Consider the following 16,222-nt stretch of genomic DNA (forward strand, 5'->3'; position numbering starts at 1 on the left):
CCTATTTAAATGGAGACTCCTTTTCCTTGGCCATATGGTTATAGACAATTCCATCCATGATACCCGGTATCCACTTGTTCAAAAACACGGCCAATTTCCCCTCTCGGGTCAAAACCAAATCACGTTTCCGCTTTAGTGTGGCCTTGAGGATATGCTGGGCCACCTCATCTGCTGTCATCATATCGTCCTCATTTCTGGGAGACTCTCCTTGAGAACCTCCATCAGCTGTCAAGGCATTGTTTCGGATATTGGATGCCGTAAATCCCGGGCAAGCTACTAAAATATGAACGCCTCTCTTCATCACCTCGGTGCGCAGCGACTCCATAAATCCATTCATAGCGTACTTGCTAGCCGTATAAGCAGTCCTGGCAGGAGTCCCTCGATATCCATTGATAGATGAAACCCCAATGATAGATCCTTTTTGCTCCAAAATTTCAGGGAGACAATACTTAGTAGCGTATACAGTCCCCCAAAAATTGGTGTCCATCACCTTATGAAAAACTGCAGTATCCAACTCTTCAAAAAGAGCCCTCATGGATATCCCCGCATTATTGATCAAAATATCTATCTTGCCAAAATGGCTTTTCACTTTTGCGGCCATCTTTTTATTGTCCTCCTCTGCTCCAGCATCCGCTAATACTCCGATACTCTCCACTCCCGCTTGCTGCAGTTTTACCAGGGTATTGTCTACTTTCACTTGACTTCTGCCCGTAATCGCCACCTTGGCCCCTGCTTTTCCAAACGCGAGGGCGCAAGATTCTCCAATCCCCGAAGTAGCTCCGGTCACTATTACTACCTTATCTCTTAAATTCATTATTGTTTCATACTTTAAGCCTAAATATAATCATTTCGGCCAAATTGGTTAATGGGTTATTGGTTAATTGAAATATTGGAGAAATGCAATAATGTTGAATCCTTGTCCAAATACAGGATTTCCTTTGTTTAGGGTTTTGGTAAGGGCTGGGCCTCGGCACGACAAAAAATTAGCCTATCGACTGTGGCCTTTGTCTATGCTCCAATCTACCCCACCTAACTGTAAACCCCTGATTAGTGTTGAGCGGATTAATTATTAGATTTCATTGTCAAACATGATAACAACCGGTTCTTTCCTTGACAGAAGTTTTGACCAATTCCTTTCAAACCTTCCCAAGCTTTTGCCCATTATTGGTGATGACGAGGGCTGTGCCCAGGAAGGGACTCATGTTTCTTAGTACCGGGGCAGAGACCCGGTACAACCACGTATTAGCGTTGTCCCGCCGTCTCTGACGCGGGACCACAAAGACTGTGTCTCCCGACTCCACCCTATATTTTGCTATCTGCATTTTTTCTTTGCTCTTTTTCTTTTCTCCGATCCACCCCACCTAACCTCCCCGCTGCCGCGGAGAGGAATACTGTTTTCTCTTGTACTCATATCTCACTACTTGTCTTTACTCTAATCTTGATACTTTACTGCTGTGATTCCATTGCCACAATTCAGATAATATGATTAATTTTGCAGCCTATGTCGAGAAAGATGAAAAATAAGGTTTTAAAAAACCTTACGATAGAGCGGATTGCCGCTGAAGGCAAAAGTGTCACCCACTACGAAGGAAAAGTGGTATTTGTCCAACATGTGGCACCAGGAGATGTGGTAGACGTCAGGATCAGGCGTGGAAAAAGTAGCTTTATGGAAGGTGAGGCCATCCACATCCATGAATATTCCAAAGACCGGGCAGAACCTTTCTGCTCGCATTTTGGCGTTTGCGGAGGATGTAAATGGCAGCACATCAACTATGACCTTCAGATGGAATATAAGCGGCAGCAGGTCGTGGACCAGTTTCAGCGAATTGCCAAGGTACCCATTCCAGAAGTCCTGCCCATCATAGGCTCTGCCGATACGAGGTATTATCGTAACAAACTTGATTTCACTTTCTCCAATAACAGGTGGCTCACCAGAGAGGAAATTGATTCTGGTAAGGAGTTTGAAAGAAATGCCCTTGGTTTTCATATTCCCAAGCGATTCGATAAAATCGTAGATGTCGAGCATTGCTATCTACAAGGAGGGGTGTCCAATGAGGTCAGAAATGCACTTAGGGATTTCGCCCTTGAGAAGGGGCTGACTTTCTTTGATATGATCAAGCAAGAGGGGCTCCTCCGAAACTTGATCATCAGAACCAGTGTCACCGACGAGACCATGGTAATCGTGCAGTTTGGGGAAGATAATCCCGAACAGGTTGATCAGGTGATGACTTTCCTTTCAGAGCGATTTCCCGACCTCACCTCACTGCTATACATCATCAACCTAAAAAAGAACGAGACTTTCCATGATCAGGATATCCATACTTTTATGGGCAGGGATTATATTATCGAAGAGATGGAAGGACTGAAATTCAGGGTTGGCCCTAAGTCGTTCTATCAAACCAATTCAAAACAAGCCTATGAGCTGTATAAAGTGGCACGGGAATTTGCTGATCTTAATGGGGATGAAGTCGTGTATGATCTCTACACAGGCACCGGAACGATCGCCAATTTCGTGGCAAAAAAAGCCAAACAGGTCATCGGCATTGAATACGTTGAAGCAGCGATCGAAGACGCCAAGCTAAACGCTAAGGAGAATGACCTTGACAACACCCTGTTTTATGCAGGAGACATGAAGGACATGCTTACTGATGAGTTTATCGCTTCACATGCAGCACCGGATGTGATCATCACCGACCCCCCTCGAGCGGGGATGCATGAAGATGTGGTCAGTATGCTTTTAAAACTGGCGGCTCCAAAAATCGTATACGTCAGCTGTAACCCTGCCACACAGGCCCGGGACATTGCGCTTTTGGGTGATAAATATAATGTGGATATCGTACAGCCCGTGGACATGTTTCCACAGACCTATCATGTGGAAAACGTGGTACTGCTGACATTGAAGACTGGGTAACCGGTGTCAGATACCAGATATGAGGTATCAAGCTGAAGGACAACCGATTAAATAGTGAATAATAAATCAACAAATGCGGCTGTGGTCTGTCGACCGTGGAGCTTGGACAATGTACCGATAGCAGTAATCAATAACGAATAAGCGGCCCCGTAGGGATGCCTACGGTATAACTTCATAACATATAACCAACATCATGAGAGACGATAATGATCCGGAACTAAGCGGCAAATATCTAGGAACAATCACTAATGACTTTGTCAAAGTGGCTGAAACGCTGAAAGAGGCTTCCTACCAAGTACGGTCCAGGAAATTTTCTGATTTCCCCATTTTCCCTGTGTGCAAAACAGGGCAACCGATTGGGCAACTATTGATAGGCAATACCGACCTAAAAGTAGATTGGAATTATTACATCACCTACCTGGATGAATTTATCCAACGAAAATTGGTAGATCAGGAGGCCATTGAAGACTTTAAGGGAGCTTACAAAAATCCTGATGAATACTGCTGTCTATTTGTGGTTGACCAGGACTTTACCAATTTCGTTTATATTCCTTATCCCAATGATTAAAGCTGAAGATCCCAACCGCTTTCATCATGGGACTCTCTTCCCAATGGTATGCATGGCCGGGTTAGTATATATTCTTGTGCACTTGTTTTTGTTGTTTTCGTTCCGCCAACCATCACTTCCCGGTGCACCGCAGCCTACCTTGGTGGTCAAACCTTTCGTATCCACACTCAGGGTATTGTCATAGGTGTTGTTTACATTATTGTTGGTCCCCTCTCCCCCCCTTCCAAAAGCTTCCCGGCTATCGGCGCAGTGATCACCGTCACTGTCCAAGTCCAAGTGATCGGATATACCGTCTTCATCAGTATCCAGTGGTATATCACAAGGCCTTACGGTAGCCCCTGAAGCACAATCATCTTCATCGACCGTACCGGGATCAAACGGTAGCCGGCAGTTTCCATCCAGGTCTTCATTTCTTATCCCGGTACAGCCTTCGATGGCATCCGGGATACCGTCATTGTCACTGTCCAAATCTAAACGGTCCACGATCTCATCTCCATCTGTGTCCCTGTCAAGGCACGATGTTGTTAATAACTCCAGTCCCGGACTTTCTTTATTTATAGCCGATGCGTTGATAAATTTATGCTTGAACGTATATTGATCTTCCGGGGAAAAAGGCAGGGTTGATGTTAACTTAATTTCATATTTGGTATTCGGATCAGTTAATTTATATTCCATCATATTTTGGACTAAATCCCCGACACCAATCCCCGAAATATCCCCCGACACCAATCTAGCGGTAAATAGGTCAACATTATATTCTATTTCGAAATGATCTTCATTGTGACTGTCATGTGGATCACCATTTCGGTTGGTAAGCATATACTCAACACGTCCGTAAACCTTTTGTGTCAGATCATATACGATCTTGCCCGGACTATCCCCCATATTTATACTGGCATTCAGCATATTTCCGGTTCCGGTAAAATCATCAGCGGGGGCACTTCCACCATATTCCGCACTGAATCCCGGTCTTACGGCCACCTCCACCAGGTTTTTTCCATTTCCCCCTTCCCATCTGGCTATTCTTTCCGTTGTATTTGAGCCATCTACAATGACCACTTCGCTTGACTGCATACTTTCAGCACAATCTGATATTCCATCGTTATCACTATCCACATCCGCATAATCGGGTACATTGTCGCCGTCGGCATCACCGGATAGGGTATTGTCATAACAGTCACAAGTGTCGCCTATCCCATCGTCATCAGCATCGTCGCTGGCAGTTTGACTATCACCAATTCCCTGTTCCTGACTGATGGTTTCCCTGACAGGAACCCCACGGGCGTCTACACAGCTGCGGTCAGGGCATAAATTCCTCTTCTCTTCAAGATCCCCCCCATCATTAAAAGCCTCCTGTAAATCAGCCTGCGTAAAAGCCCCATCTCCCTCTATAGCATCGGGGCAGCCGTCTCCATCACTGTCCAGATCATGATGATCAGGAATATCATCCTGATCAGTATCGGCAGGTTCACAATCTAAAGCCGTCGTCGCCCTTATCCATACCCTATGAATGGTATTGTTGGCCGATCCACTGCCATCCGGCGCATCCACTTCCCATCGATTCCCACGTCCTCTTATGCCCCAATGGTTAGTTAAATTCCTGTAAAAAGGAAAATTTGTCAAAGCTTGATCATTTTGATTCAAAAATCGGTTATTTGCTATTGCAGGCAGGTTGGCCGTATGCCCACTAAGCAGTGTATGATTTGCCACATCGGAGATCCCGGCAAAAGATCCTATGCCGGTTTTGACATACGAAGTCCCTAATGTGGTTTTAAAATGAATTTTCCGGCCATGTAAACTGGTTTCTCCATAAAAACGTATTTCAAAGTCGCCATCAAATTGATTAAGGGCTGAATTGCCGGCGTGTCCCCATTTGGCCATATCTGCAGCTTCACTGGTTCCCAAAGCAGCCCCACTGGTTTCGGGGAAATCGTCTCCGGCAGCTAATGCGGTCAATGAGGGATTAGTGCCTCCCTTATGTACATACTGCAGTACCAACAGCCATCCGCCATTTTCACTGTCATCTATATCCGCTTGAAAAACCCCTTCACCTAAATCAAAATAATACCTTCCCGAAGGGATATTTCGAATTTGTGACAAACTCGTGAAAGCACTATGAGGTGCCAACCCATCAGGACAGGCACCTTCCTGCATATCAGGAATCCCGTCATTGTCGTCATCAACATCTGCCCTGTCATTTATTCCATCTCCATCCAAATCATCCGTTGATCCCGTTTGCTGTAAGTTGTGGTGATATCCGGGAAATAAAAAACGGCCTGAAGCAATACCTACCTCCAGGTCCCAATCCCCGTCCTTTCCTGTAATATCCTCAGAAGCGGCCACTTTGATTCCAAGTTTGTTCCCTATGTATTCTACTGCTTCTGTTCCTATGTTCCCCTTAGCAAATTCACAGCCGTAAATATGCAGGTTTTTGAACCTTGAATTTTGAATACCTGGCTCCAAAAAATCCACAATTTGTGCTTTATCCAGCCATTCCCCATCAATCAGCAGATACCCCGGACGGCCATGGGTGATCAAATGATACGTTTCCGAACCTGAAGCTCTCTCCAATAAAAAGAAGCTTTCACGCTCTTTAACGGCTTTATCCACATATATCCCCCCCGCATAATCAGCAGAAAAGGAACAACCGAACAAAAAAGCACAAATGATCAGTACCGTAATATTAAATCTATGCATAAATCAACCGATTAAGTGCCCTGTTAAAGGCCTTTCGCGTTAGTTTTCTTTGACCACAAAAATGATGTTCATAAATGAACTTTCGGTCACTTCGGTACCGGAGAGCAGTTGGTAAGTCAGCACACCGGCATCACTGACACTTATCGATGCACTATCAAACACCGTATCATCATACCAGGTAATATGGTATTCCAATGCCCCCGAAGGCAATACCGGAATACCTTCTGTAGCTCCGGGGTTCTTCACCGTATTGGTACTTACCCCGGTATATTGGTCTATGTACTTTTGATAGAGATCGATTGTGAAGGTTCCTGTACCGCCATCAAAACCATAAGCCACATCTCCATGAGGTAGCTGCTCCTCCGCTGTCGGTATCAATACCGATGGCATAAAAAAGAACTTCGGAAGCACCGCCTTTAAGCTTTTGAGCACCCCGTCTGCCCCGGCGACGACCACACGGTCTTTTTGACCCTCCGCTGCCTGTTCCAGCTTTCCTCGGTAAGTATTGTTTTGAGCAGTCGGGTTCACTTCGCGCAACCTGACCGATCCCTGTTTTATATCCAGGCGATCGGTCGCCTCATCGCCGGAAAAGTCCCCGATGCCCACATTGCCCGTATGAGTCGCTATCGCCATCACCTCGGTAAGCTCGTCGCTTCCCGTAAAACTGAAATGGCCTGCACCAGCCGTGGTACCGTCCGCCACATATCCAAAGGCTGCATAGTCGGTATCCGTGTCACCCAAATGGCCCCTGAAACGGATCCCGCCCAGGTGATCACCCGCCTCGATATCCAATTCGGATGCCAAACTGCCCCGCGAACGAGCAAACAGGATGCCTGCTGATCCGGATGCCAAGCTGCTGAAATATTTGAAATGGCCGATAGCTGCCCCCCCACGGACGTCCAGCTTCCAGGACGGGTCTTCCGTACCTATGCCTACCTTACCGTCATCCTTGATCACAAAACCTGTCCCTGCTGCACGGACAGTCCTCCCGTCGCTTTCCGTGCCCAGCCTCACCATCCCATTGGTAGCGTCGTCCTCCCAGATGTCCACCGAGGTGTCCATCGCATCCATCACCGCCTTTTCCAGCCATTGGGCACCGTTCCAATACCAAAAGCTCCCCGTGTCGGTATCGTAGACCTGCGTCCCTACCGGGGTGGACAAAGGGAACCTGCCCGTGTCAGTGCGATCCGCCGTGGTCACACGGGGCATCAAAAATCCGCTGGTAACGGTTTCCTGGGCTAACAAACCCGGTAAAAAACCTACCACCAGCAATAATAAAAGACCGAAATGTTTCATACAAAGGGTTCATTTTTTGATAATTCAACTCCATATCGATTTATTTTATTCCATAACCGATTCTGATTCCCCCTACTGGGCAGACAGACTCTTAGTGATGATTTTTAAATCGAACTATGGTTAATTAATAAATTCTATAAAACAGGGCCGGCACCTAATAACCGAATACAGGCTCCGCACCAATATTCTCCTACCTACTTGAAAGCTAGCCGGGTTTTTAGCTCGAAGTATGCACCAGAAAACATATTATAACTTGACACCGTACCTACCAAAAAACATGGAAATAACAACACTGGTTAAAACAGGTTATTTTCGCCAGTTACTGGTTTCTTAAAACAGTTTTACGTGTATTATTAGCGTAAAAATGTATATAAACGTTAACCCTCATGAATATAGGTGATTTTCTTAATAGATAAAAGAAGGCGGTTAGGGAAATCCCTTTTAGAATCTGATAATTTTAGCTCTGAAATTATCATTTAGTGCAGCGAGCAGTCCTTTGGAGGAATTACTTTTCTTGGTTTATTTCTCCTGGTCTATTAAAGTCAAGACCATTTTAGCGATCATGTTGTAGTTGCGGGCGGAATGGTATTTATTTTTAAGTGATGCATCTTCTTTGAAGATAACATCCAGGTTCCAATGCAGGTTGTTTTCCAGCAAGTATAAGTGGTTGCCTTTGTTTGTTCTTCCAGGATCTTTCAAATCTGCAAAAAATGAAGAAAAACCGGGATTTTTTCGGGGGATATCGTTGGATTGGGCATCTTCTTTACCCACTGACGGATATAAACAACTCCCCCTCTTTTCAGAATTTTTAAAAAGCGATTTCCCTAACCAAGTAACAGTAATATGACAAAGAGGGATTTTTTCATTTATCATTATCCAAAATATCACCAATATCGGGAGATCGGCATTATAATAATATGGACAATAATCCATCCCGGCCGAGGGGATTACCTCATCGTCAAAATAGATGTGACTCTCGACACTAGAACACCACCCTTACGATACCGTCACCCGAATGGTAAAATGCACCTGCGGTCAATCCCTCTGCTATAGCAGCCGCATTGTCTACAAAGACCGGTAATCCCGCAACCTGTAATTTCGAAGTTGGGCTATTGGACCCGATCCCCACTTCACCCAAGTCTGTCACAACCACTTCTGAACCTGCGGCACGGGCAGTGGAGCCGTCACTCTGAACACCCAATTCCACCCGTTCATTGGCTCTATCGTCCATCCAGGCATCTTTAGTGTTATCGGTTTGGCTCATATCGGCTACTTTTAACCATACTGTCCCGTTATTATAATAAAATCCAGGGCTTATATCTCCCACTGTTGCGGTATTGTATACCATCATACCGGCCACATGGGCTCTCAGGGGACTTGCTGCCGTGGTGGATGTCAATTCAATCCGCGGTATCAACACCCCTTTGTCCGTAGCACTGATATCCAGTTGGGCATCGGCATTCGGGAAGCCCGTTCCTATACCTACCTTTCCGTCATCTTCTATTACAAAATCAGTATTGTCGTCACGGACAGAACTACCGTCACTTTTAGTTTCCAGTTTTATTTGGTCATTAGCACTATCGTCTGCCCAGGCGTCCCGGCTTCTGTCTGCTTCCGAATTCACCGTCAAACACTCAAAAGTTGTTCCTTTATATATTTGTATACAGTTTTCTTCTGTATTGTAAATGACCATACCCTCTGAAGGATTCTTATTGGCCAGTGTGGTCACTTCCGCTCCGCTGAGTCTCGGAATCAGCATGCCCTTTGTGTTGCTCGACACATCCAGTACCGAATTCCCATCCGGAATCTTGGTCCCTATGCCTGTCTGCGCCATAGCCGAAGGCACAACCAAACACAAAATAAATAACATTAATGAGTTCCTCATCGTTATCATCCGCTTTATCATTTCTTTCCTTCCTGTTCTACCCCGCACCATTCATTGTACCTATACAAGAACATAAAAAAACAACCTCTTCAACCCAGTTTTTGAGCTCCAGCGCCCTCCTCCTTATGCCCGGCATAGCTACGGTTAATATGAATATAAACCGATCATCCTTACAAATAAATGTATAATTTTACTTTTTTAAGAATAATTACCTACGCACATATACGCAAAACAGTAGGTTCCCACTCCTCAAAACAAATACATCCTCTAAAAAGAAAGTTGTTACAACAGTTACCGCATTAAATTTCAATCATAACCGGGGCAATTTGTTCAATTAAAAAAAAACGTCAATCCTGCAAAAGGGGGACTTACCAGGGGGATAAAAACAACTGGGCCAGCTTAATTATTATATACCAGTACCTGCATTTTGGTAAGCATGGCTTCTGTGTCGCCATTATAACCGATAAATGACGAGGGATTAAAATTAACCGTCTGGTTATCACTCCATGCTTTATACTGTACCTTAAATGTATAGGTTCCTGGGGAAAGTGTTACCGACTTGAGCAAAGTAGTTGATATCGGCACATGATCAAGATCACCAATATCGCCTGAAGCAGCATAAGCCGATGACACCTTAGTGGTTCCCTGCAACAGTGTAAATACTCCCTGGGCTGCCTGGCCACTAATAATTTCCCCAGATCTAACGGCATAACCTGTAATGGTAAACAACAATGTTTGGGAGGCACCTGCTGGCACGGTATGGGTAAACGTCACGCCAGGTACGTCAATAGGCGTTCCATTCGCACCAAAACTTGTAGTAGTGGCCTCGGAAGTCCCTTGTACATATACAGCCTTAGCAATGGTTCCGGAAGTCGTAGTGTTACTTTTCCATGTCGGTGCCGCACCCGCCCCATTGGAGACCAGGACTTGTCCTGCCGTACCCGCACTGCCCGCAGTAGTAGCATTGCCCCCTAAGTTTATTTCATTGGTTACTTGCAGGGAGCCGTTTACATGGAGCTTGGCTTTGGGGTCAGTAGTTCCAACGCCTACATTTCCCCCAGCTAAAATGCTTAAACGAGTATCTGTTCCAGTAAATCCAAAATCTAAACGATTGGAAAGACTACCCAGTCCAACATTATAAAAACGATATTCCCCTGAATTATTAGTAGTTGATCCCGTTCCTATGCGTATTTGAGTATTCTTTCCTGTCGCAGTATTTTCAGTTGCTAAAAAATTAGCTACAGTCACAAAATTGCCGGTTGATGTTGTTTTTGTTTCTACCTGTAATGTTGCTTGGGGATTGTTGGTAGTACCTATACCCACATGTCCACCCGTTGGGTTCAGCACCAAAGGCAAGCCAGTAGCACTTCCATTACCATGCGATTGAATATACCCCCCCCCCATGGCGAAATGCTATATGTCCCAAAGTCTAAGTTGTGACCAGATCCATCTACTCTAAGAGTAGCATTAGTCCCTTCCGAAACAACACCACTTGTAGGTGGGTTATCCTCACCCTTAACCACTAACTTATTCAATGGGTTAACTTTGTTTATGCCCACATTGCCCGAAGGACTAAGAATGGTCATCAGTTCACTATCCTCAAAAGCAGCTCCGCCAGTAAAAAAAGCATATCTACCATCTTCAGCAGTTGTGCTTTTCGCTACAAATGCCATTGTAGCGTAATCAACGTCTGCACCTCCCGTGCGTCCCCTGAACAGCAACTTGCCAAGAAAGTCACCTGCCTGAATATCAGCCTCCGAACCTATCATCCCACGAGCCCTGGTAAACAGGAACCCCGCAGAAGTATTAGTGGCTCCTGAAGTAATACGCTTGAATTGCCCAATAGCTCTCGAACCCCGTACATCCAGTTCCCATACAGGGTTGCTGGTCCCTATCCCCACTCTGCCATCGTCCTTCGCCACGAACTCAGTTCCGGCTGTCCGGGCCGTGATACCATCGCTCAATGTACCCAGTTTCACCATATCATTGGCAGGATCGTCTACCCAAGCATCTTTGGTGATATCAGCATCAGTGGTGGAAGCCATAGTTACCCAGTCCGTATCATTGTGATATTGGAAGGTTTTATTAGGACCGTACCGGATCATGCCCTCTCGGTCAGCATCGCTGCCAGAGGTGGATTTTAGGTCCTCACTGCCCAGTTTGACATAGCCATTCACGTCCAAGCGTGATTTAGGGGCAGTGGTGCCTATGCCAATTACACCATCATCACCGTAAATCCAATTGCCAATATTAAGTTGGTTAATACTAAGACCAGGAGCAGGTGCTACTTCGGTCCCATTCCCTATCACTATATTATTATCGCCAGTTGTGCTTTTTCCTGCACCTTTTCCTATCAGAATGTTATCATGGCCATCGGCATTATATCCTGCGCTATCACCAAGCATTATCGAATTTTCAAAAACACCCATCCTACCCGCAGATTGTCCTATTATTGTGTTATGCGAAGGCCCCTGGTCGTTAAAAGTCGTTGAACCGGCAAAATGCCCGATATACAAGCCGGGGGATGTATCTACATCCATGCCCGAACCCAATTTCTCACCAGCCGACTGGCCAATGGCTATAAGCCCATTAGCCTGGGCATCTTGACCTGCATCTTGACCGATAAGTATCCGGTTGCTCCAATCAGCATCAACTGTACCTGTATTTTGACCAATGAAAATGTTGTTATTGCCCGTACCTGCATCTGTGCCGTTACTGCCTATACCTGCATCTTTGGTAATATGGTTGTTGGTGCCTACAAAGCGCATATCTTGAGAAGAAACATCGGCCACTCTCACCCATGCGGAGCCGTCGTTGTAGTAAAAGCCGGGCGTGACATTTTCCGGTGCAGTGCCAGCTGTCGCTGTGTTGTAAACGATCATTCCAGCAACATTTGCGGAAAGTGGCGCAGGGGACGTGGTACTGGTCAAAGCCAGTCGTGGGATCAGCACGCCCTTAGTCGTACTGGACACATCCAGTACTGCACTCTCATCGGGGGATTGTGTTCCTATACCCGTTTGCGCTAACGTTTCCGTAACAGCAACAAAAAAAAACAGTCCCAACACTACATGTTTAAATTTCACTACTTTAAAATTCATATCTTGATCATTATCTAAGGTTCCTATATATGGACATTACCTGATCCGCCTTTCATACCATTGTCATTTTGAAGATCAATTCTTATAGAATGCGATATACTCAACCTCTTAGTGTATTTATCTAAGCCTTTTTACCGAAACTTGACTTACAGGGCCACTACCTGTATCACCACTACTTTGTGCTCTTATGGTAGTTGTTCCTCCGGATGCAGCACACCTAAACGAATAGGTCTTCGCTGCAAGCATATTAATGGATGTGATAAGTGTAAATGTTTGTAGCCCTGTACCTATAGCATCGTTTACACGCGCAACCCAGGCACCCGCAGTATTATCCCAAATACCTATAACTGGATTTCCGCTAGCTGTATTGGATAATTGCATGTTCATTACAATTTGATAAATACCATCAGCAGTTACTGTAAAGGAATTTGTACTTGCAGTTCCACTGTAAGTACCTTCATTATCCATAATTTCAACATTTAAATTACCAATGGCTGTTGCTGATGAAGATGACGTACTAAAATTATCCGATAAGTGTGCGATAATTTCCTGTGCGATTCGAAGTTCTCCGTTTACTGCTATTACTGTACCATTTGAAGTCGGTACAATGCCCGCAGGTGATTGCCACGTAGGAGCTGCCCCGGAGCCATTGGACGTTAAATATTGCCCGGCAGTACCGGCACTTCCTGCCGTTGTGGCATTGCCGCCCACATTTAGTTCATTGGTCACTTGTAAGGAGCCGTTTACATGTATTGTTTTCTGCGGTGTTGCAGTGCCAACCCCAAGGATATTGGTAGAATTAGTATTAATTGAAACCACTTCAACCGACTCCGAAGAACCTGTTCCATTAAAGAATGCAAAGCGACCATCGCCTATGGTGGTGCTTGTTGCAACATACCCAAGTGTGGCATAATCTTCATCTGCGCTACCAACACGACCGCGAAATTGTACTTTCCCAAGAAAATCACCGCTAGAAATCCCTAATTCAGAACCTAATGTGCCACGAGCTCGGGTAAAAAGAAACCCTGGAGCATTATTGGCGGCAGTATTGTTCACCCGTTTGAACAATCCTATTGCCCTATCCCCCTGAACGTGCAATTGCCAGTCGGGATTACTGGTTCCTATACCTACCCTGCCATTATCCTTTGCCACAAATTCAGTCCCTGCTGGCCGGGCCGTGGTGCCGTCACTTTTAGCCCCCAGCTTTATTTGGGTATTGGAATTATCGTCTACCCAGACATCTTTGGTAAGATCTGCTCCTGTATCCACTGTTAGACATTCAAAAGCACTTCCCCTATATATTTGGACACAACTCTGGTCGGTGTTATAGACAAGCATGCCGTCTGCAGGGGAATTTCCTTCCAAAGCGGTCACCTGCTCGCCGGTAAGCCTGGGGATCAGCACCCCCTTAGTTGTACTGGACACATCCAGTACCGCATTTTCATCCGGGGATTGGGTCCCTATACCCGTTTGGGCTAACGTTTCCGTAACAGCTACAAAAAAAAACAGTCCCAGTATTGCAGTTTTAAATTTCACTACTTTAAAATTCATATCTTGATCATTATCTAAAGTTTCTATAAATGGAATTTCACACATTTTTCACCATCATCTATGGTTTATCTACAGCGTATGCAGAAGCTGCTTCTCTCCCCATCACCACACAGGACGTATTTTCCCGTAAACCATCATACCCCCTAACCAGTGGTATGATGGCTTAAAACTTCTCAAGACACTTGCAAAGTTTATCTTTTTTATTTGGATATATGACTTAACAACCTGCCCTAAACGTTAACTTCTAACATCGCTTCTCCCCTATCTGCTTCTAAAGCTTTGAAAGACGTTCATAACGACAGGTGTAAAATTAGGAGCAGCAGCATAGTTCATTCTTATAGATCCTCCCGATCCGATGCCTGTTGCGCTTAAAACCAAATCGCCACCAGAATCAAAGTTGAAGGTTAAGGTTTGTGTGCCTTCACCAGTAATCACCAGGGGGTTTGATCCTGTTCCACCAACCTCATAACCATAAGTAACCACCCTGAAGCCTGAGTTGTAGCCATAAGTAATCTCAGCATACAGGTTCAACCCTGTTCCATTAGAACCTAACTCAAAACCTCCACTGTACATCTGGAACCTAACGATAGAGCCGTTATTTACTGACACAATATCTTGTGGGGTATTTGTGATATTGTAAGTACCATCGAAAGAAGTTGCACCTGAGTGTTCAAGTACTGGGTTGAATTTTTTGTATACATATCCGTTTCCATCTATATACATCGGACTATTATTAGGACTGGTATATGCGATGTTTGCATCCTGTTTATTTTTGGAATTGGAAATATTCTCTAAACGAAGCCCACTCGCGCTTGCCGATGCAGGTTTTACATTTAATCGAGCCGTTGGTGCGGTAGTCCCAATACCCACATTGCCCCCGGCTCGAATACTCATTCGCGGATCGCCAATGCCATCAAAGCCAAAATCCAGACGGTTTAAATCACTATTACTTCCTTGATAATTGAACCTGATATCGGCACTGTTCCTGTCGCTTGAGGCAACACCCAGTTTCAAATTCGTATTATTGCCAGCAATGGCATTAGCAGGTGCCAAGAAATCCGCTATCGGCACATAGGCGCCTTCGCCGGTAGCGTCTACTACACTAAGTTTGCTGAATGGAAATTCCGTCCCAATACCCACATTGCCGTCATCATAAGCTACAAATCCTCTTCCCGCAGGACGGATCGTGGTACCATCGCTCAATGTACCCAGCTTCACCATATTGTTGGCAGGATCGTCTACCCAGGCGTCTTTGGTAGGATCCACTCCGGTATCCACAGTTAGACATTCAAAAGCACTTCCCGTATATATTTGGACACAACCCTGGTCGGTATTATAGACAAGCATGCCTTCTACAGGGGAATTGTCTTCCAAAGCTGTCACCTGTACCTCGGTAAGCCTGGGGATCAGCACGCCCTTAGTCGTACTGGACACATCCAGTACTGCATTCTCATCGGGGGATTGTGTTCCTATGCCCGTTTGGGCTAACGTTTCCGTAACAGCTAGGAAAAAAAACAGTCCCAGCACCACACTTTCTAATCTCATTCCTATAGAATTCATATCTTGAATATTTTTTTCAATCCATTTTGCCTTACCTCGGAAAAAACAATCGTCATATTTCTCCAAGGTTTTGAGCGTATATTTTTCGATCAAACCAGGCAGTCCTTCATAGAATAAGCGTAAAGTGTTCAGATTTATATTGGCAGGAGCTCCATTTTCTTCTCTGATCAAAAAAGCTGGCTTAAAGGTTAAATTATCGGAGCGTGGAACGAAACCACCAGCAGTTAGGTAAAAATGAAATTCCCAATAGCCAAAGCCGATATGAAGTCCGTCGAATATAGATTGACTGATTTTGGGAAGCTGTTGAGCAAGCCCAGCCATTATGCCCAAGGCAAACGCATGTAAGACCGCTATTTTATATACTTCGCCCATGTTCAAAACCTAAATCAAAATTCTACTTACTTCATAAATAAAGAACCTATTCAGGACGCGCCTATTAATATAGTTATTAACTATCATTTATAACCACTTACAAACTAGTTAAATACTTGTTCATACAAAGGAATAAAGATATTTAACTATAAAAGAAAAATCACATACGTAAATATACGCAAACTGATAAATCCACCCCAACCTCACGTAACGAAAATAAAAAAAACATATAAAAACAAAAAATAAAACAATTTAAAAGCATTAAAAACCATTAAAAACACAAT

The 16,222-nt window shown here is 44.8% G+C and carries 11 protein-coding genes; 2 read left to right on the plus strand and 9 right to left on the minus strand.

The genetic code is table 11. The features are described from left to right. Position 1 precedes the first annotated feature (1 nt). Entirely contained in the window at positions 2 to 814 is an 813-nt protein-coding gene (locus FKX85_RS00830) for an SDR family oxidoreductase (protein ID WP_141612947.1), read from the minus strand. Positions 815 to 1,501: 687 nt separating this feature from the next. Between FKX85_RS00830 and rlmD the strand changes: the two genes are divergently transcribed. Both rlmD and FKX85_RS00840 read left to right on the plus strand, forming a co-directional pair. Then, positions 1,502 to 2,911 carry a 23S rRNA (uracil(1939)-C(5))-methyltransferase RlmD gene (gene rlmD, locus FKX85_RS00835; protein WP_141612948.1) on the plus strand — a complete coding sequence of 470 codons (1,410 nt, stop codon included), beginning with the start codon at positions 1,502 to 1,504 and terminating at the stop codon, positions 2,909 to 2,911. A 193-nt stretch (positions 2,912 to 3,104) separates the two neighbouring features. After that, entirely contained in the window at positions 3,105 to 3,479 is a 375-nt protein-coding gene (locus tag FKX85_RS00840) for a hypothetical protein (RefSeq protein ID WP_210416889.1), read from the plus strand. Positions 3,480 to 3,503: 24 nt separating this feature from the next. Here FKX85_RS00840 and FKX85_RS00845 read toward each other — a convergent pair whose 3' ends face one another. The 8 genes from FKX85_RS00845 to FKX85_RS00880 form a co-directional block, all read right to left on the minus strand. Then, the gene (locus FKX85_RS00845) at positions 3,504 to 6,176 is read right to left on the minus strand and encodes a DUF4347 domain-containing protein (protein WP_141612950.1); all 2,673 of its coding nucleotides are present in this window, start codon (positions 6,174 to 6,176) and stop codon (positions 3,504 to 3,506) included. 39 nt (positions 6,177 to 6,215) lie between these two features. Then, complete coding sequence (locus tag FKX85_RS00850; RefSeq protein WP_141612951.1) at positions 6,216 to 7,472, minus strand: hypothetical protein; 1,257 nt, start codon at positions 7,470 to 7,472, stop codon at positions 6,216 to 6,218. Positions 7,473 to 7,991: 519 nt separating this feature from the next. Further along, positions 7,992 to 8,345, minus strand: coding sequence for a hypothetical protein (locus FKX85_RS00855; protein WP_141612952.1), 354 nt, complete (start codon positions 8,343 to 8,345; stop codon positions 7,992 to 7,994). Positions 8,346 to 8,454: 109 nt separating this feature from the next. Beyond that, on the minus strand, positions 8,455 to 9,357 hold the full coding sequence (locus FKX85_RS00860; RefSeq protein ID WP_141612953.1) for a hypothetical protein: 903 nt from the start codon (positions 9,355 to 9,357) through the stop codon (positions 8,455 to 8,457). 399 nt (positions 9,358 to 9,756) lie between these two features. Continuing rightward, positions 9,757 to 10,605 (minus strand): hypothetical protein, encoded by an 849-nt coding sequence (locus FKX85_RS00865; RefSeq protein WP_141612954.1) that lies wholly within the window; start codon positions 10,603 to 10,605, stop codon positions 9,757 to 9,759. A 92-nt stretch (positions 10,606 to 10,697) separates the two neighbouring features. Continuing rightward, positions 10,698 to 12,455, minus strand: coding sequence for an autotransporter outer membrane beta-barrel domain-containing protein (locus tag FKX85_RS00870; RefSeq protein ID WP_141612955.1), 1,758 nt, complete (start codon positions 12,453 to 12,455; stop codon positions 10,698 to 10,700). Between the two features lie 117 nt (positions 12,456 to 12,572). Next, positions 12,573 to 14,051 carry an autotransporter outer membrane beta-barrel domain-containing protein gene (locus FKX85_RS00875; RefSeq protein ID WP_141612956.1) on the minus strand — a complete coding sequence of 493 codons (1,479 nt, stop codon included), beginning with the start codon at positions 14,049 to 14,051 and terminating at the stop codon, positions 12,573 to 12,575. A 216-nt stretch (positions 14,052 to 14,267) separates the two neighbouring features. After that, positions 14,268 to 15,938 (minus strand): hypothetical protein, encoded by a 1,671-nt coding sequence (locus tag FKX85_RS00880; RefSeq protein ID WP_141612957.1) that lies wholly within the window; start codon positions 15,936 to 15,938, stop codon positions 14,268 to 14,270. Positions 15,939 to 16,222 lie beyond the last annotated feature (284 nt).

Source organism: Echinicola soli, assembly GCF_006575665.1.
In the GTDB taxonomy this organism is placed as follows: Bacteria; Bacteroidota; Bacteroidia; order Cytophagales; family Cyclobacteriaceae; genus Echinicola; species Echinicola soli.